A 17,216-nucleotide genomic window follows, 5' to 3' on the forward strand; every position below is an offset into this window, starting at 1 on the left:
GTGGCGGGGGCGCGCGGCGGGGCAGGGCGTACGGGCCGTACGGCCGGGTCAGTACCGCAGGCCGTGTCCGATCGGGTAGAGGACGCGGTCCGGGTGGTCCGCGCGGGGCACGGAGACGGGGAGCCTGCCGTACGGGCGGGTCTTCCCGGCGATGACGCGGGCGGCGGCCCGCACCTCCACATCGGTCCAGCCGTAGGCCGCCAGCGCCGCGCCGGCGCCGGTCAGCAGCGCGATGTCATAGGGGTTGCGGATGGCCACCTGGACGACCGGCCGGCCCGTGGCGGCCAGCGCCGACACCAGCGCACGCTGGGAGGACGCGGCGGTGACGTTGTACGTGGCCACGATCACCGCGTCCTTGTCGCGGGCCGCCGCGACCGCGGCGTCGATCCGCGCCCGGCTCGGATCGGGCTGCGTGCCGGTGCCCGTGGACAGCGCGGTGGCCGTGAAGCCCAGCTCGGTCAGGGCCGCGGCGAGGACGGCGGTGGGCGGGCCGCCGGTGCCGGAGGGGGCGGCCGGGTCGGCGCCGACGACGAGCAGCGAATTCTGGCGTCTCCGGGAGAGTGGCAGCAGCTTGTCCTTGTTGACGAGCAGCGTGGTGGTGCGGTCCGCGATCCGGTCGGCCTCGGTCAGGTGGGAGCGGATGCCGACGGCCCGGTCCACGCCGTGGCGGCCCGCGTACGGGTTCTGGAACAGCCCCCTGCGCAGCTTGAGTTCGAGGACGCGGCGCACGGAGGCGTCCAGGCGCGCCTCGCTGATCTCGCCGCCGCGTACGGCGCTGAGCACCGCGTTCCAGGCGACGGGGAGGTCCGGCGGGTTGAGCAACTGGTCCACGCCCGCCTTGACCGCGAGGACCGCCACGCGCGCGTCCCCGTACTTCTTGCGCACGCCCTCCATGGCGAGCGAGTCGGTGATCACGACGCCGTCGAAGCCGAGGCGCTCGCGCAGCAGGCCGGTGAGGATGGGGCGGGAGAGGGTGGCCGGGTCGCCGCTGGGGTCGAAGGCGGGGAAGACGATGTGCGCCGTCATCACCGAGTCGACTCCGGCGGCGATCGCGGCTCTGAACGGCGGCGCGTCCAGCCGCTCCCACTCGGCCTCCGAATGGGTGATCACGGGCAGGTCCACATGGCTGTCGGTGCCGGTGTCCCCGTGGCCCGGGAAGTGCTTGACGGTGGCGGCGACCCCGGCCGACCGGAAGCCCCGGACCTGCGCCGCGACCAGGCCCGCGACGGCCCGCGGGGAGCTGCCGAAGGACCGTACGCCGATGACGGGGTTGGCCGGGTCGACGTTGACGTCCGCGTCCGGGGCGTAGTCCTGCCGGATGCCCATGGCGGCCAGTTCGGCCCCGGCGATCCGGGCGGCGTTGCGGGCGTCCGTGCGCGAGCCGTTCGCGCCGAGCGCCATGGCGCCGGGCAGCCCCGTGGCGGGGGCGCCGATGCGGGCGACGGCGCCGTGCTCCTGGTCGGTGGAGATCAGCAGCGGGACGGGCGTGCGCTGGGCCAGGCCCGCCCGCTGGATGCCGTTGGAGAGGGCGGCGATCTGGCGCGGGTCGTGGGTGTTGTGCGCCCAGGCGAAGTAGATGATGCCGCCGACGTGGTACTTGGCGATGAGCTCGGCGGCGTTCGAGACGCCGAGCTCCTTGCGGTTGGCGGCGGCGTCGGCGGGGGCGGGGTCGGTCGCCGAGGCCCCGTAGACCCGCATGACGAAGAGCTGGCCGACCTTCTCCGGCAGGGTCATCCGGGAGATGAGCGCGTCCACGCGGGCGCGTCCGGCGCGCTGCGCGGCGCTGGTCGCGGCGGTGCCGGTGGTCCCGGCGGTTCCGGCGGGCCGGGCGGCCCGGGTGTTCTCGACGGCCTCGGCCTCTCCGATGCCTCGGGTGCCGAGGGTCAGGGCGGCGAGGGCGGTGGTCGCGGAGGCGGTGAGCAGCGAGCGGCGGGAGGTGGGGTGGGGCACGTGTGCTCCTTCCGGAGGCCGAGTGGTGTGCGCCGCCGCGGGGTGGGCCGCGGGCGTCGCCCCGGGTTTCCTCGGGTGGTCGGAGAAGGGCTGATCGGAGAAGGGCTGGTCGAAGCGGAGCTGAGGGCGGTGGGCCGGAGGGGCTTGCGGGCCGGCGGGTCCTCGGGTGCGGAGGGGCCCAGGAGGAAACGGATAGCCGTAGAGCCGCGATCGGTCAATAGTTCGGACGAGGACGGGCCTGGGTACGAGTGTGGTTGGGGACGAGACGAGGCAGTCGACTGCGGTCGGTTCCGGTCACTTGGCGGCAAAACGCGGTTGCCATGTGATCCGATCCTTGGGCACTTCGAAGACCGCCACCACCTGGAACGCCGCCAGGCACTCGGGCGGCGGCTCGGCGTGCCGAGGCACCCGCATCGTCAGCGTGTGTCCGTACCGGACCAGCGACGCCGACGGCCAGTGGTCGCAGCCCGTCGTCCGCGACCAGCCCACCAGCGCGGTCCGGGAGAAGTCCGTGTCCGCCGCCGCTGCGCGGATGTCCTGGCCGCGCCGGCCGAACTTGGCGGCGAACGCGTCGAGGGCCGCCCGGTCGCGGATGACGGAGTGCAGGTCGGGGCCCGCGCCGGGGGCGCTCGCGAAATAGGCGAGGCCGGTGTCGATACGGCCCGCGGGGGGACGGCCGTCGTCGTGAGAGGACGACGCGCCAGGGGAGACCGTGGTCGAGCCAGGGGCGGCCGTGGACGCGCCCGGGGGTGTGGACGGCCCCAGGGACGTGGACGACGGTCCCGGGGGCGTGGTCGCGGGGGCTCCGGTGGACGGGGAGGACCTCGTGGACGCGGAGGGCGAACCGCCACCGGCGCTAGTGGAGGGGGGCGCGCCGGCGGCGGTGTGCTGCTGGCCGCAGGCGGCGGAGAGGGAGGTCAGCAACGCAGCCAGCAGCGAGGCCGACACCGCTCTGCGGAGACTCACCAACAGCACGCCACTTTGACGAACGGAGCCTCGGCGCGGTTCCGCGTCGGGCGCGCGAGCCCGGAATCGTCGGCTGGATGGGTAACCACCGTTACGCATGGGCCCATCGTGCGCCCCGAGGCGGCGTTAATCAGCGGCGCGCCGTACTCCGTTACGCCGTTTGGGCAGTCGCAGCGTCAGCAATTTGGCGCGCGGGGCCAGCCGTCGCATCAACGCGAACACCGACTCGGTGCGCGACCGGTCGGTGTCCAGCACGGTGAAGAGGTTCACCCCGAGGTAGAAGGCGATGGCCGCGTTCGCCAGCTCCCGCGGCGGGGTCAGCCGGGCCAGCGGCGTTCCGCCGAGGACGCGTTCCAGGGTCTCCTCGACGAAGGCGAGCCACGGCTGCGCCCGTTCGCTGACCGGACCGCGCAGCTCCGGTTTGGCGACGGCGGCGGCGACCAGCTCGCAGAAGACGGCGACATGCCCGCCCGCGAGGTCGTCGCGGTAGATGCGGGTGGCGGCGTCGGCCAGCTCCTCGATGGTGCGGATCGGGGCGACGGTGGCGGAGTGCAGCGCCATCCGTTCGGCGGAGGACCGGTCCAGCGCGGCGAGCAGCAGCTGGTCGACGCCGCCGAAGTGGTAGAAGACCAGCGCCGAGTTGGCGCCGGCCGCCTTCGCGATCGTACGGGCGCTGGCACCGGCGTAGCCGTGCGTCTTGAGCACGGCCGTCGCGGCCTCGATCAGCCGGTCCTTCGTGTCCGTCGTCATGCGCCCCCGCCTCTCACCGAGTCTTAATCATACGGTTCAACCGACTGGTTAAACGCCCTGGTCAGCGGGGGAAGGGGCGTTACCGGGTGCTGTCGGGAGCCGCTTCGACCAGCCGTTGGAGGTGTTCCAGGCCCGGCCCGAGCAGCCCCTCCAGCGGCTCCGCGTGCGGGTACCACCGCTTCTCGTACTCCCAGCACAGCCACCCGTCCCAGCCCTCGGCCCCGAGCAGGCCGACGCACTGGGCCAGCGGCACCGTGCCCGCGCCGAGCGGCAGCGGCGCGGTGTCCTCCGCCGAGGCCACGTCCTTGACCTGTACGTATCCGAGGTGCGGGGAGAGCGCGGGGAAGGTCGCCGTCGGGCTCTCCCCGGCCAGCCAGGGGTGCAGTACGTCCCAGAGCGCGCCGACGTTCTTGTGGCCCACCGGCCCGAGCACCCGAGCCGCGTCCGCGCCCCGGGCGTGCGAGTCGTGGGTCTCCAGGAGGAGGTGCACACCGCGGTCGGCGGCGTCCGGGGCGGCGGCCCCCAGCCTCCGGGCAGCCGTCGCGTCGGCGTCCTCCGGGGACTGCTCGTCCCCGCCGCCGGGGAAGACCCGCACAAAGGGCGCGCCCAACTCCTCCGCCAGCCGTGTCAGCCCGGCCAGCTCCTCCAGGACCGGCCCGTCGTCGCCGGGCGCGGCCACGCGCGCGTAGCCGGCGACGGCCAGGATCGCGACGCCCGCCCCCGCGAACTCCTCGGCCACCGCCGCCCGCTCCCCGGGCCCGATGCCGGGGTGCACGGCCTCCTCGGGGTGGGCGCGCAGCTCGACGCCGTCGTAACCGTGGTCGGTGGCGAGCCGCACCGTGTCGAGTACGGGCGTGCCGGGCACGCCGAGAGTGGAAAAGGCGAACTTCATGCGGACTCCCGGATGATGGTCGGCGGATCCCCTCGCCGGACGCTAGGCAGCGGCACCGCGCCGGTCAACCATGTCGCGCGCGGCGCGGCGGGCGGGGATGCCGGGCGGGTCGCGGTCGGCGAGTTCGTTGCGGGGGCTGTGGCAAACCACGGCTGTCGGTCTTGTGGCGTGGCGGACGACAGCCGTCGATTTTGTTGCGCGGGGCGTGGCGGACGACGGCCGCGGATCTCGTCGCGTGGGGGTGCGGCGGACGACCGTTGCCCAGAAGTCGTTCTTGTGGACGCCGCCGCCCCGCGCTAGCTTCTCGATCAGTGGCCGGCGCCCGCCACGGACGCGGCGGGCGGCTGCGGAAGGGGGCGCCGCGATGACGCGCAGGACGGTGCGGATCGCCATGAACGGCGTCACCGGTCGCATGGGCCACCACCAGCACCTCGTACGTTCCCTCCTCGCCCTCCGCGAGCAGGGCGGCCTCGACCTCGGCGACGGCTCCGCGCTCTGGCCCGAGCCGGTCCTCGTCGGCCGCTCCGCGCCCCGGCTGGAGGCCCTCGCCGCCCGGTACGGCCTCGACGCATGGAGCACCGACCTCGACACCGTTCTCGCCGACCCGGCCGTCGACGTCTACTTCGACGCCCAGGTCACCGCGGCCCGCGAGGACGCCGTACGGAAGGCCGTCGCCGCCGGAAAGCACGTCTACTGCGAGAAACCCACCGCCACCACCCTGGACGGCGCCCTGGAGCTGGCCCGTCTCGCGCGCGACGCGGGCGTCAAGACCGGCGTCGTCCAGGACAAGCTGTTCCTCCCCGGCCTGCGCAAACTGAAGCGGCTCGTCGACAGCGGCTTCTTCGGCCGCGTGCTGTCCGTGCGCGGAGAGTTCGGCTACTGGGTCTTCGAAGGCGACGGGCAGCCCGCCCAGCGCCCCTCGTGGAACTACCGCGCCGAGGACGGCGGCGGCATCGCCGCCGACATGTTCCCGCACTGGGAGTACGTCCTGCACGGGCTCTTCGGCCCCGTACGGACCGTGCAGGCGCACGTCGCCACGCACATCCCGCGCCGCTGGGACGAGCACGGCGAGCCGTACGAGGCGAGCGCCGACGACGCCGCGTACGGCATCTTCGAGCTGGCCGGCGGGGCCGTCGCGCAGATCAACTCCTCCTGGGCGGTGCGCGTGGCCCGCGACGAACTGGTCGAGTTCCAGGTCGACGGCGTCGAGGGCTCGGCCGTCGCCGGGCTGCGGCGCTGCCGGTTCCAGCACCGCGCCGGGACTCCGCGGCCTGTCTGGAACCCCGACCTCCCCGCCACCGAGGACTTCCGGGCGCAGTGGCAGGAGGTTCCGGACAACGGCGAGTTCGGCAACGGCTTCAAGGCGCAGTGGGAACTGTTCCTGCGCCATGTCGTCCTGGACGAGCCCTGGCACTGGGACCTCCTCGCGGGCGCGCGCGGCGTGCAACTCGCCGAACTGGGCCTCCGCTCGTCCGCGGAAGGACGCCGCCTGGACGTACCGGAGCTGTCCCTGTGACCATCGAACTCCCCACCGAGGACGGCGGGACGCGCACGTACGAGCCGCGCGCCGAACCGGCCGCGCACGCCCCGGCGGGCGCCCCGCCCGCCTCCCGTACGGTCTTCGCCGCCGCCCACGTGGTCGCGGCCCCCTCCGCCGACCGGGGGACCGCCGCCCTCGACTGGGACGCCACCCTCGCCTTCCGCCGCCACCTGTGGGCGCACGGACTCGCCGTCGCCGAGGCGATGGACACCGCGCAGCGCGGCGCCGGACTGGACTGGCCGGCGGCGGCCGAACTCATCCGCCGTTCGGCCGCCGAGGCGAAGGCCGTCGGCGGCCGGATCGCCTGCGGCGTCGGAACGGACCAGCTCGGCGCGCCCGGCACCGCGCACACCTTGGGCGAGATCACGGCCGCGTACGAGGAGCAGCTCGCCCTCGTGGAGGAGAGCGGCGCGCAGGCCGTGATCATGGCTTCGCGCCAGTTGGCGGCCCGCGCCGCCACGGCCGACGACTACCACGAGGTCTACGGCCGGCTGCTGCGCCAGGCCGCGGAACCCGTCATCCTGCACTGGCTCGGCCCCATGTTCGACCCCGCCCTCGACGGCTACTGGGGCAACTCCGACCTCGACGCCGCCACCGGCGCCTTCCTCGACATCATCGCCGCCCACCCCGACAAGGTCGACGGCGTCAAGATCTCCCTCCTCGACGCCCGCCGCGAGGTCGCGCTCCGCCGCCGCCTGCCGCGCGGCGTGCGCTGCTACACCGGCGATGACTTCCACTACCCGGAGCTGATCGCGGGCGACGACCGCGGCTTCAGCCACGCCCTCCTCGGCGTCTTCGACCCGCTGGCCCCGTTCGCCGCCGAGGCCGTACGCGTCCTCGACACCGGTGACGTCCGGCGCTTCCACGCGCTCCTCGACCCGACCGTCGAGCTGGCCCGCCATCTGTTCCAGCCGCCGACCCGGCACTACAAGACGGGCGTCGTCCTGCTCGCCTGGCTGGCCGGGCACCAGGAGCACTTCACGATGGTCGGCGGCGCGCAGGCCGCCCGCTCCCTGCCGCATCTCGCCCGCGCGTACGAACTCGCCGACACGCTCGGCCTGTTCCCGGACCCCGAACGGGCCGAGGCCCGGATGAAGGCGCTGATCGCCGGCCACGGCGGGCCGGGGTGAGCGGCCTGGGCCCCCGGTCGCAGACGGCCGGGGCGAGCGGCGCGGACCGCTTCAGCATCAACCAGGAGACCGTCCGGCAGTGGTCGCTGCCCGAGTTGGTCGACGGCTGCGCGGCGGCCGGAGTCCGGCACGTGGGGCTGTGGCGCGGGCCGGTGCAGGAGTACGGACCGGCCCGCGCCGCTCGCCTCGTACGGGACGCGGGACTCAGCGTCAGCAGCCTCTGCCGGGGCGGCTTCCTCACCGCGGCCGACCCCGCCGCCGCCCTCGCCGACAACCGGGCCGCCGTCGAGGAGGCCGCCACCCTGCCCACCGGAGTCCTCGTCCTCGTCTCCGGCGGCCTGCCGCCCGGCAGCCGCGACCTGGCCGCCGCCCGCGAGCGGGTCGCGGACGCGCTGGCGGAGCTCGGCCCGTACGCCGCCGAGCGCGGGGTGCGGCTCGCGATCGAACCGCTGCACCCGATGTACGCCGCGGACCGTTGCGTCGTCTCCACCCTCGCCCAGGCCCTGGACCTCGCGGAACGTTTCCCCGCCGAACAGGTGGGCGTCGTCGTCGACACGTACCACCTGTGGTGGGACGACACGGTGGCCGAGGGCATCGCCCGCGCCGGGCGCGGCGGCCGGATCGCGGCCTTCCAACTCGCCGACTGGGTGACGCCGCTGCCCGAAGGGGTCCTGCTGGGGCGGGGGCAGCTCGGGGACGGCTGCGTGGACCTGCGTCGCTTCCGCGAGCTGGTGGACGCGGCGGGGTATGACGGGCCCGTCGAGGCGGAGATCTTCAACCCTGAGCTATGGGCGCGCGACGGCGCGGCGGTCCTCGCCGAGACCGTCGACCGCTACCGCGCCCATGTGCTGTGAGCCGGCGTCACCCGTTCAGCGCCGCCCCGTTCAGCGCCGCCCCGTTCAGCGCCGCCCAGCTCAGCGCCGCGCGGACCGTCGGCCGAGCACCGTCACAAGCACCGGGGCGATCACCCGCAGCGCGGCCGCGACCTCGGTCTCGGGCCGCCCGGTCCTGTTGGCGAGGGCCCTGGCGACCGGCCCGATGGCCCTGGCCAGCCCGTCGGCGGTCGTGCCGCCGCCGGTGCCCTCGCCGAAGCCGCCGAAGGTGACCTGCCCGACCAGCGGCTGCTCGTCGGCCGCCGCCACCTCGGCCGCCGGCACCTTCAGCGCGGTCGCCGCGGCGCGTACGACGGACGCGGCCTCCTTGGTGTCCGTACCGAGGAGACCCGCGACTGCCTTGAGCCGCTGATCGCCCAGCGCGTCGATGACATCGTTGTGCAGCGCATCCTCAGTCATGGTCACAACGCTACGTTTGTGCCGATATCCCAGCACCTTGAGTAACGGATGAATAACTCCGGGAAATCACTGCAACCCTCGGGGGCATCGGCGGGTCGTAATTGGCATCGGGCTTCCTGGGGAGGGATCCGGGGGGAATCAGGGAAGCCGGCCTTGAGGGGGGCCGAGGGGGTCGGACCGGTGCAACGCCGCTCAGCGGACAGCCGGTCGGGCCCCCTCGTAGTGCGTCTCGCAGTGCGCTTTGTAGTGCGTCGCCTCGTAGTACGTCTCGCAGTGCGCCTTGTAGCGCGTCACCTCGTAGTACGGCGCCGTACATCGCATCGCTGTGAGAAATCGGGCCTGGGTGCGGTGCCGCCGGGGCGGGTCAGCCGTGCGACGACGCGCGCGCCCGCGCGTATGCCGCCCGGACCCGGCGGCCCGACGCGCCGTCAGCGGGGGCGGGGATCAGTCGGGAGCTGGTGAGCGGCCAGGACGGCGGTTCGGGGGTGCCGGCCAGTGTCCAGGCGGCCTGGCGGGCCGCGCCGAGCGCCACGTACTCCTCGGGCTCGGGCACCGTGATCGGCGCCCCGAAGATGTCGGCGGCGATCTCGCCCACCACGGGGGCCTTCGCGGCCCCTCCGATGAGCAGCACCCGGCGCGCCTCGACGCCCCGGGCGCGCAGTTCGTCCAGCGCTTCGGCCATGTTGCACAGCATCCCCTCCACGGCTGCCCGCGCGAGCTGCGGCGGCCGCATGTTGTCGGTGCGCATGCCCAGCAGACTGCCCGTGGCGTCCGGCAGATTGGGGGTGCGCTCACCGCCCAGATAGGGGAGGAAGACCAGACCGCCCGCGCCCGGTTCGGCCGTACGGGCGAGAAGGTCGATGTCGCCGAGCCCGGTGCCGATCATGCGGGCGGTCGAACTGAGCACCCGGGCCGCGTTCAGCGTGCACACCAGCGGCAGGAAGCGGCCGGTGGCGTCGGCGAAGCCGGCCACCGCGCCGGACGGGTCGGCGGTGGGCCGCTCGGCCATCGCGAAGACCGTGCCGCTGGTGCCCAGCGAGACGACCACGTCGCCCGGACCGATGCCGAGCCCGAGCGCCGCGCCCATGTTGTCGCCGGTGCCGGGCGCGACGAGCGCCCCGTGCGGGGTGCGGCCCGCGCTCTCGTACGGGCCGAGGACGCGCGGCAGCGCGGGGGAGCGGCCGCCGAAGGCCAGGGAGAGAAGGTCGCGGCGGTAGTCGCCGGAGGCCGGGGACCAGTAGCCGGTGCCGGAGGCGTCGCCGCGGTCGGTGACCGGTTCGGCGCCCGAGCCGGGGCCGCCGCGCAGCCGCCACGTCAACCAGTCGTGCGGCAGCATCACCTGCGCGGTGCGGTCCGCGAGGGCGCTCTCGTGCTCGGCCATCCAGCGCAGCTTGGCCACGGTGATGGCCGCGAGCGGAACGGTGCCGACCGCCTCGGCCCACCGCTCCGGGCCGCCGAGTTCGGCCACGAGGTCGGCCGCGGCCCCCGCGGAACGCGTGTCGTTCCACAGCAGGGCGTCGCGCACCGGCGCCCCCTGGTCGTCCAGGGCGACCAGCCCGTGCTGCTGGCCGGCGACCGCGATGGCGTCCACGTCCGCGAGCAGTCCGTCGCCCGCGTCGAGGAGCGCCCGCCACCAGGCTTCGGGGGCGACCTCGGTGCCGTCCGGGTGAGTGGCCCGGCCCTGGCGCAGCACCTCTCCGGTGTCGGCGTCGCAGACGACGACCTTGCAGGACTGAGTGGAGGAGTCCACTCCGGCGACTGTCGGCATGGCGGATCCACTTCCGTACGGGAATGACGCCTGGTCAGGCGCAGGGACGCCATTGGATCCTAGGGGCGGGTGTCAAGGGCCGGGGCGGGGGGCTTGGGGGGTGTGGTGGTGATGGGGCCTGTGGTGACCATGGGGGCCGTCAGAACGGCACCCCGCAGTGCAGCAGCACATTCGCGTATGGGCGCGCCTCGCCCGTACGGACCACCAGGCGGGCGCGGGCCGTACGCGCCTTGAGTTCCTCGTGGGGGATCAATCGCAGGGCGTCGGGGGCTGGGAAGAAACCGTTCAGCAGCTCCGTGGCCCCGGCGTTCGCGGCCCGCACCTCCTGGGCGGCCGTCGCCGACTCCACCACCAACTCGTCGAGCAGCCCGGTCAGCACCTCGGCGAAGGAGGGCACTCCGGCCCGGAAGGCGAGGTCGACGACGACGGGGCCGTCCGGGATGGGCATGCCCGCGTCGCAGACCAGCACCGTGTCGGTGTGGCCCAACAGGGCTATCGCCCCGGCGAGATGACGGTTGAGGATGCCGGACTTCTTCACCGGCGCTCTCCCTGTTGGGGCGCGGAAGCCGGGCCGTCGGCCTTGGTGTCGGTCTCAGTTTCAGCTTCAACTTCGGCTTCGGCCTTGGTCTTGGTGCCGGTGCCGGTGCCGGTGCCGGAGCCGGAGCCGGTGTCGGCCTCGTCCTTGGTCTTGGCCGGTCGATCGGGCAGCTCGTCGGCACCGCCCTCATCGGGACGGCCCTCCTCCGCCCCGCCCCCCTCCGCACCGCCGGGCAGTGCCTCCCCCGCTGCCGGATACGACTCCTGGGCGCCGGCCCGCGTGACAGCCGCCGCCGCGACCCGTGTGGCGAAGCGGACCGCCGCTTCCAGGCCGTCGCCGACGCCCAGCCGCCAGGCCAGCGCCGCCGTGAACGCGTCGCCCGCGCCGGTCGTGTCCACCGCCGCCACCTTGATGCCCGGCACACGGACCGGCGGCCCGTCCCCGTCCGCGAGGAGCGCGCCGGCCGCGCCCAGGGTGACCACCACCGAGCGGGGGCCGCGCTCCAGCAGCGCCGCGGCCCACGCCTCGGGGTCGTCGGAGGCCCCCGACGGGTGCCCGTCGAGCAGATAACGGGCCTCGTGCTCGTTGACGATGAGCGGGTCGCAGGCCGCCAGGACATCGTCGGGCAGCGGCGCGGGGGGCGACGGGTTGAGTACGACGCGGGTTTCGGGGCCCGCGGCCCGTACGGTCTCGGCGACCGTGTCCAGCGGGATCTCCAACTGCAAGGAGACGACCCGCGCCGCCGCGAGCAGGTCGCCCGCCGCCCGTACGTCCTCGGGGGAGAGCCGGGCGTTGGCGCCGGGGGAGACGACGATGCTGTTGTCGCCGGACGGGTCGACGGTGATCAGCGCGACTCCGGTGGGCGCGCCGCCGACGAGGACGCCGCCGGTGTCGACGCCCGCCGCGCGCTGCGCGTCCAGCAGCAGCCTGCCGTGCGCGTCGTCGCCGACCCGGGCGAGCAGGGCCGTACGGGCGCCGAGCCGGGCGGCGGCCACGGCCTGGTTCGCGCCCTTGCCACCCGGATGGGTGACCAGGTCCGAGCCGAGTACGGTCTCACCGGCCTGGGGGCGGCGTTCGACGCCGACCACCAGATCGGCGTTGGCCGAGCCGACGACCAGGAGGTCGTAGCGGTGCGCGCCGTGCATGGTGATGTGTTCCTTTCGAAGACAGACGAGAGGCAGACGAGAGGCGGCGAAGACTGCGGGGGACTACGGCACTACGGCGGCTTCAGGAGAAGTCCGCGACGTTCTTCGCGGTGACGACCTTCACCGGCACCTTCACCGTCTCGCCGACCTTCTCTCCCTTGGTCAGTTTGACGGCGTTCCGCACGGCCAGCCTGCCCAGCTCCTTCGGCTGCTGCGCGACGGTCGCCGCCAGCGAACCGTCCTCGACCGCCTTGAGCCCGTCCGGAGTGCCGTCGAAGGAGACGACCTTGACGGACTTGCCCGCCTTGGACCCCAGGGCCTTGACCGCGCCCAGCCCCATCTCGTCGTTCTCGGCGAAGACGCCGTTCACGTCCGGGTGCGCCTGAAGGAGGTTGGTCGTCACGTCCAGTCCCTTGGTGCGGTCGAAGTCCGCGGGCTGCTGGGCGGCGATCTTGATGCCGGGGTACGCCTTCAGCCCCTCCCGGAAGCCCTGGCCGCGCTCGCGGGAGGCCGAGGTGCCGGCCGTTCCCTGGAGGACCAGGATGGTGCCCTTGCCGTTCAGCCGCTCCGCGAGCGTCTTGGCGGCGAGCCTGCCGCCCGCGACGTTGTCGGAGGCCACGAGGGTGTCCACGGACGCCTTGTTGACGCCCCGGTCGGCGGCGACGACGGGGATGTCGGCCTGGCCCGCGGCCTTGACGGACGGGCCCGCGGCGTCCGAGTCCACCGGGTTCACGATCATGGCCTTGACGCCCTGGCTGGTGAAGTTCTGGATCTGGTTGGCCTGCTGGGAGGCGTCGTTCTGGGCGTCGGTGACGGTCAGTTCGACCCCGGACGCCTTGGCCTCGGCCTGCGCGCCCGCCTTCAGCTGCACGAAGAAGGGGTTGTTGAGGGTCGACACCGACAGCCCGACCTTGGTGGTGCCGCCCGAGTCGCCGGGCCGCAGGAACACCGCGGCCAGCGCCACCGCCGCCACGGCCACCGCGCCGATCGCGATCTTCACCGGCCGCCCGCCCGGCGAACCGCCGCCCGGCCCGGACGCGCCCGCGGGGGCCGGGGAGGCCCCGGCGCGGCGGCGCAGCGTGTCGAGGAGCACGGCCAGCGCGATGACGACGCCGATGACGACCTGCTGCCAGAAGGCGGACACGGACAGCAGGTTGAGGCCGTTGCGGAGCACGGCGAGGATCAGCGCGCCGACGAAGGTGCCGGACGCCTTGCCGACGCCGCCCGAGAGGCTGGCCCCGCCGATGACGACCGCCGCGATGGCGTCCAGTTCGTAGCCGTACGCCGCCTGCGGCTGCGCGGAGGAGAGCCGGGAGGCGAGGACGATGCCCGCGACGGCCGCGAAGGCCCCCGACAGGGCGTAGATGACGAGCTTCTGGCGCTTGACGCGGATGCCGGAGAGCCGCGCCGCCTCCTCGTTGCCGCCGATCGCGTACATGGTGCGGCCGATGTACGTACGGGCCAGCACGACGGCCGTGACGACGCCGACCGCGACCATCACGATGACCGGTACGGGCAGCCAGCCGCCGAGCGTGTCGCCGAGCCCGGAGACGGAGTCGGGGACGGGAATCGGGCTCCCCTGGGAGACGACCAGGGCGAGTCCGCGCCCTATGGAGAGCATCGCCAGCGTCGCGATGAACGGCGGCAGCTTGCCGAACGCGATCAGCGCGCCGTTGACCAGGCCGCAGGCGATCCCGGTGCCGACGGCGACCACGACCGCCAGCCATACGGGCAGCCCCTCGGAGGTCGCCGTCCAGGCGAGCACGGTGGCGGACAGTGCGGCCACCGAACCGACCGACAGGTCGATGCCCGCCGAGACGATGACGAAGGTGACGCCGAACGCGAGGATCGCGGTGACGGCCGCCTGCACGCCGACGTTGAGCAGGTTCTGGGTGGTCAGGAAGTCGCCGGACAGCAGCGACATCGCCACCACCAGCACCACCAGGGCGCTCAGCGCGCCGTTGTCGAGCAGCAGTCGGCGCAGCACGGGGGCCGCGCCCGAGGGGCGGTCGCCCTTGAGAGTGTCAGTGGCCACGGGAGCCCTCCCCATCCTTCTCGGCGTTCTTCTCCGCTGTCGTGGTCGGCCGGGTCTGTACGGCTGGCTGGGTCTGCGCGGTCGTCCGGGTCTGTACGGCAGGACGGGGCTGCATGGCAGGACGGGTCTGCACGGCCAGGGCCATCACGGCGTCCTGCGTGGCGTCCTCGGCGGAGAGTTCGCCCGCTATCCGCCCCTGGGCCATGACCAGGACCCGGTCGCTCATGCCCAGCACCTCGGGGAGGTCGCTGGAGACCATCAGGACCGCGTGGCCCGACGCCGTCAGTTCGTTGATGAGCTGGTAGATCTCGACCTTGGCGCCGACGTCGATGCCGCGCGTCGGCTCGTCGAGGATCAGCAGCTTCGAGTCGGCCAGCAGCCACTTGCCGATGACGACCTTCTGCTGATTGCCGCCGGAGAGGGTCCGTACGTGCTGGTCGAGCGAGGCCATCCGGACCGCGAGCCGTTCGGCGATCCGGGCGGCGGCCCGCCGCTGGCCGGCCCGGTCCACGAGGCCCGCGCGGGTGGCGCGGCCGAGGGTGACCAGGCCGAGGTTCTCCTGCACGGAGGCGTCCAGGAGCAGTCCCTGGCCCTTGCGGTCCTCCGGCACGAGGCCGATCCCGGCCTCCAGCGCGGCGTTGACGTCGTGCCGCGGCAGCGGCCGGCCTGCCACTTCGACGGTGCCCGCGTCGTACGGATCGGCGCCGAACACGGCCCGTACGACCTCGGTACGGCCCGCGCCGACCAGCCCGGCCAGGCCCACGACCTCACCGGGCCGCACCTCGAAGCCGATGTCCTGGAAACTGTTGCCCCGGGTGAGGCCCTCGACGCGCAGCAGGGGCGCCGCGGCCTGTTCGACGCCGGTGCTCTCGCGCGGGTACTGCGCCTCGATGGAGCGGCCGACCATCAGCCGCACCAGCTCGTCCTCGGGGGTGTCGGCCGGGACCTGGGTGATGCTGCGGCCGTCGCGCAGGACGGTGACGCGGTCGCCGAGGGCGGCGATCTCCTCCAGGTGGTGGGTGATGAAGACGATGCCGACGCCGTTCTCGCGCAGCCCACGGACGATCCGGAAGAGCTTGTCCACCTCTTCGGTGGTGAGCACGGCGGTCGGTTCGTCCATGATCAGGACGCGGGCGTCGAGGGAGAGCGCCTTGGCGATCTCGACCATCTGGAGCCGGGCGATGCCCAGTTCGCGCACGCGGGTGCGCGGCGCGACATCGACCCCGACCCGGTCGAGCAGCTCGGCGGCGGCGCTCTCCATCGCCTTGCGGTCGACGAAGCCGAGGCGGCGCGGCTGGCGCCCGAGGAAGATGTTCTCGGCGACGCTCAGATCCGGTACGAGGTTGAACTCCTGGTAGATGGTGGCGATGCCGTGCCGCTCGGCGTCCTGCGCCCCGTGGATGCGTACGGGCTCGCCGCCGACGAGGATGCGGCCGGCGTCCGGGCGGTGGGCGCCGGAGAGCATCTTGATGAGCGTGGACTTGCCCGCGCCGTTCTCGCCGAGCAGGACGTGCACCTCGCCGGCGCGCAGATCGAAGTCGACGCTGTCGAGTGCGACCACGCCGGGGAAGGTCTTGCGGACGCCCTCCATGCGGAGGAGTTCGACGGGGTCGGGGGGCGGGGGGCCTGTACGGTCCTTCGGCGGGCTGCCGGGGCGGTCCATCGGCGGGTCTGTACGGTCCTTCGGCGGGTCTGAGCGGTCCTGCGTCGGGTCTGGGCGGTCCTTTGGCGGGTCTGTGCGGCCGTGTGTCTGGTCCGGCCGGTCCTTCGACGGGCCCGGCCGCGCTTTCTTCTCTTCCTTCTGCGGTTCTTCCTTCTGCGGCTCTGGCTTCTTCGGGTCTGGCTTCTTCGGGTCTGGGCGGTCCTTCAACGGTCACTCCCTTCGGACTCGCCGCAGGAGCGGCGCTTGACGAGACGGGCGGACAGGGTGACGGACTCGGCGCCGCGGCCCTCGACGACGTCGATCAGAGCGCGGACGGCGGCGCGGCCCAGCTCGCCGGTGGGCTGGGCGATGGCGGTGACCGGCGGGTCGGTGTGCACGAACCAGGGGGTGTCGTCGAAAGCGGCCAGAGCGAGGTCGCGGGGCACCCGCAGGCCCCGCGCGCGGATCTCGTCCATCGCGCCGAGCGCCATCAAGTTGTCGGCGGCGAAGACGACTTCGGGCGGCCGGGGCAGGTCGAGAAAGCGTGCCGTGGCGCGCCGCCCGCTGTCCGCCTGGAAGTCGCCCTGCCCGATGTACTCGGCGGGCAGCGCGAGCCCGTACGCGCGCAAGGCGTCCCGGAACGCGCCCACGCGCTCGCTGCCCGTGGTGGTCGCCGCGGGCCCGGCGATGATCGCGAGGCGGCGGTGGCCGAGCGCGTGGAGGTGGGCGACGAGGTCGCCTACGGCGGCGCGGCCGTCCGTACGGACCACGGGCAGGTCGACGCCCGCGATCCAGCGGTCCACGAAGACCATGGGGGTGCCGGCGCGGGCCGCCTGGAGCATTAGGGGGGAGCCGCCGTCGGTGGGGCTGACCAGCAGACCGTCGATGCGGCGGTCCAGGAGCGTACGGACGTGGTGGTCCTGGAGGTCGGGCCGCTCGTCGGCGTTGCCGATGATCACGCTGTAGCCGAGGGCGCGGGCGGCGTCCTCGACGGAGCGGGCCAGCTCGGTGAAGAACGGGTTGAGGACGTCGCTGATGACGAGGCCGAGGGTGCGGGTCTGGTCCGTGCGCAGCGAGCGGGCCACGGCGTTGGGACGGTAGCCGAGTTCGGCGACGGCCGCGAGGACGCGGGTGCGGGTGTCCGGGCGTACGGAGGGGTGGTCGTTGAGGACGCGGGAAACCGTGGCCGCGGAGACGCCGGCGCGACCGGCCACGTCTTTGATGCCGATGCCCGCCATGGGCGCACCACCTCGTTGTGGAATCGATTACACGGGAGATTGGAATCGATTACATGGGTGTGGGTCAAGAGGGGGACGGGGGTGACATCCGATCGTGACTGCGAGGGCGAGGGCGAGGGCGAGGGCGAGGGCGAGGGCGAGGGGTGAGGGCAGGGGGCGGGGCAGGGGTGAGCCGAGCCCCGAGCCCGGCTCGGCCGGATGCGACGGCTCCACTGGGTCCGGCAGCCCGGACGGGGCCACCGGCTCGGCCGGATGCGGCGGTTCGGACGGATCCGGCGACCGCACGGATCCGGCGACCGGACGAAGGACCGCGGCGGCGCCGCCGCCGGC

Annotated in this window: 14 protein-coding genes and 1 pseudogene; 3 read left to right on the plus strand and 12 right to left on the minus strand. The window is 73.8% G+C overall.

All coding sequences use genetic code 11. The features are described 5' to 3' along the window. Positions 1-48: 48 nt before the first annotated feature. From AB0I22_RS13195 to AB0I22_RS13210, 4 genes are all read right to left on the minus strand, one after another. The gene (locus AB0I22_RS13195; protein ID WP_363130824.1) at positions 49-1,950 is read right to left on the minus strand and encodes a glycoside hydrolase family 3 N-terminal domain-containing protein; all 1,902 of its coding nucleotides are present in this window, start codon (positions 1,948-1,950) and stop codon (positions 49-51) included. A 294-nt stretch (positions 1,951-2,244) separates the two neighbouring features. Further along, positions 2,245-2,916: a hypothetical protein gene (locus AB0I22_RS13200; protein WP_363130825.1), complete on the minus strand. Its 672-nt coding sequence runs from the start codon at positions 2,914-2,916 to the stop codon at positions 2,245-2,247. Between the two features lie 126 nt (positions 2,917-3,042). Next, complete coding sequence (locus AB0I22_RS13205) at positions 3,043-3,666, minus strand: helix-turn-helix domain-containing protein (RefSeq protein ID WP_363130826.1); 624 nt, start codon at positions 3,664-3,666, stop codon at positions 3,043-3,045. A 79-nt stretch (positions 3,667-3,745) separates the two neighbouring features. Beyond that, positions 3,746-4,558, minus strand: a complete 813-nt coding sequence (locus AB0I22_RS13210; RefSeq protein ID WP_363130827.1) for a sugar phosphate isomerase/epimerase family protein — start codon at positions 4,556-4,558, stop codon at positions 3,746-3,748. 364 nt (positions 4,559-4,922) lie between these two features. On the opposite strand from AB0I22_RS13210, the gene AB0I22_RS13215 reads away from it, so the two are divergent. The 3 genes from AB0I22_RS13215 to AB0I22_RS13225 are packed head-to-tail and all read left to right on the plus strand — an operon-like array spanning position 4,923 to position 8,082. Beyond that, positions 4,923-6,074, plus strand: a complete 1,152-nt coding sequence (locus tag AB0I22_RS13215) for a Gfo/Idh/MocA family oxidoreductase (protein ID WP_363130828.1) — start codon at positions 4,923-4,925, stop codon at positions 6,072-6,074. After that, positions 6,071-7,228 carry a dihydrodipicolinate synthase family protein gene (locus tag AB0I22_RS13220; protein WP_363130829.1) on the plus strand — a complete coding sequence of 386 codons (1,158 nt, stop codon included), beginning with the start codon at positions 6,071-6,073 and terminating at the stop codon, positions 7,226-7,228. The genes AB0I22_RS13215 and AB0I22_RS13220 overlap by 4 nt, the downstream gene beginning before the upstream one ends. Further along, positions 7,225-8,082, plus strand: coding sequence for a sugar phosphate isomerase/epimerase family protein (locus AB0I22_RS13225; RefSeq protein WP_363130830.1), 858 nt, complete (start codon positions 7,225-7,227; stop codon positions 8,080-8,082). Before AB0I22_RS13220 ends, AB0I22_RS13225 begins: the two co-directional genes overlap by 4 nt. Before the next feature lie 60 nt (positions 8,083-8,142). Here AB0I22_RS13225 and AB0I22_RS13230 read toward each other — a convergent pair whose 3' ends face one another. The 8 genes and pseudogenes from AB0I22_RS13230 to AB0I22_RS13265 form a co-directional block, all read right to left on the minus strand. Then, entirely contained in the window at positions 8,143-8,520 is a 378-nt protein-coding gene (locus AB0I22_RS13230; RefSeq protein WP_363130831.1) for a hypothetical protein, read from the minus strand. 192 nt (positions 8,521-8,712) lie between these two features. Then, positions 8,713-8,841 carry a hypothetical protein gene (locus AB0I22_RS13235; protein ID WP_363130832.1) on the minus strand — a complete coding sequence of 43 codons (129 nt, stop codon included), beginning with the start codon at positions 8,839-8,841 and terminating at the stop codon, positions 8,713-8,715. A gap of 43 nt (positions 8,842-8,884) precedes the next feature. Continuing rightward, positions 8,885-10,288 carry a xylulokinase gene (gene xylB, locus AB0I22_RS13240; protein WP_363130833.1) on the minus strand — a complete coding sequence of 468 codons (1,404 nt, stop codon included), beginning with the start codon at positions 10,286-10,288 and terminating at the stop codon, positions 8,885-8,887. A 139-nt stretch (positions 10,289-10,427) separates the two neighbouring features. Then, positions 10,428-10,826: a D-ribose pyranase gene (gene rbsD / locus AB0I22_RS13245; protein WP_363130834.1), complete on the minus strand. Its 399-nt coding sequence runs from the start codon at positions 10,824-10,826 to the stop codon at positions 10,428-10,430. A gap of 233 nt (positions 10,827-11,059) precedes the next feature. Next, positions 11,060-11,971 (minus strand): annotated as a pseudogene (locus AB0I22_RS13250) (ribokinase); the annotation flags it as partial. A gap of 82 nt (positions 11,972-12,053) precedes the next feature. After that, complete coding sequence (locus tag AB0I22_RS13255; protein WP_363130835.1) at positions 12,054-14,006, minus strand: substrate-binding domain-containing protein; 1,953 nt, start codon at positions 14,004-14,006, stop codon at positions 12,054-12,056. After that, positions 13,996-15,669 carry a sugar ABC transporter ATP-binding protein gene (locus AB0I22_RS13260; protein WP_363130836.1) on the minus strand — a complete coding sequence of 558 codons (1,674 nt, stop codon included), beginning with the start codon at positions 15,667-15,669 and terminating at the stop codon, positions 13,996-13,998. The genes AB0I22_RS13255 and AB0I22_RS13260 overlap by 11 nt, the downstream gene beginning before the upstream one ends. A 203-nt stretch (positions 15,670-15,872) precedes the next feature. Then, positions 15,873-16,886: a LacI family DNA-binding transcriptional regulator gene (locus tag AB0I22_RS13265; protein WP_363130837.1), complete on the minus strand. Its 1,014-nt coding sequence runs from the start codon at positions 16,884-16,886 to the stop codon at positions 15,873-15,875. Positions 16,887-17,216 lie beyond the last annotated feature (330 nt).

The organism is Streptomyces sp. NPDC050610, assembly GCF_040654875.1.
Taxonomy (GTDB): Bacteria; Actinomycetota; Actinomycetes; order Streptomycetales; family Streptomycetaceae; genus Streptomyces.

Bases quoted from the DNA above. Each gene is read 5' to 3' on its own strand.
- AB0I22_RS13210 (WP_363130827.1), bottom strand. From the start codon at position 4,558: ATGAAGTTCGCCTTTTCCACTCTCGGCGTGCCCGGCACGCCCGTACTC.
- AB0I22_RS13215 (WP_363130828.1), top strand. From the start codon at position 4,923: ATGACGCGCAGGACGGTGCGGATCGCCATGAACGGCGTCACCGGTCGC.
- xylB (WP_363130833.1), bottom strand. From the start codon at position 10,288: ATGCCGACAGTCGCCGGAGTGGACTCCTCCACTCAGTCCTGCAAGGTC.
- AB0I22_RS13205 (WP_363130826.1), bottom strand. From the start codon at position 3,666: ATGACGACGGACACGAAGGACCGGCTGATCGAGGCCGCGACGGCCGTG.
- AB0I22_RS13235 (WP_363130832.1), bottom strand. From the start codon at position 8,841: ATGCGATGTACGGCGCCGTACTACGAGGTGACGCGCTACAAGGCGCAC.
- AB0I22_RS13230 (WP_363130831.1), bottom strand. From the start codon at position 8,520: ATGACTGAGGATGCGCTGCACAACGATGTCATCGACGCGCTGGGCGAT.
- AB0I22_RS13260 (WP_363130836.1), bottom strand. From the start codon at position 15,669: ATGGACCGCCCCGGCAGCCCGCCGAAGGACCGTACAGGCCCCCCGCCC.
- AB0I22_RS13265 (WP_363130837.1), bottom strand. From the start codon at position 16,886: ATGGCGGGCATCGGCATCAAAGACGTGGCCGGTCGCGCCGGCGTCTCC.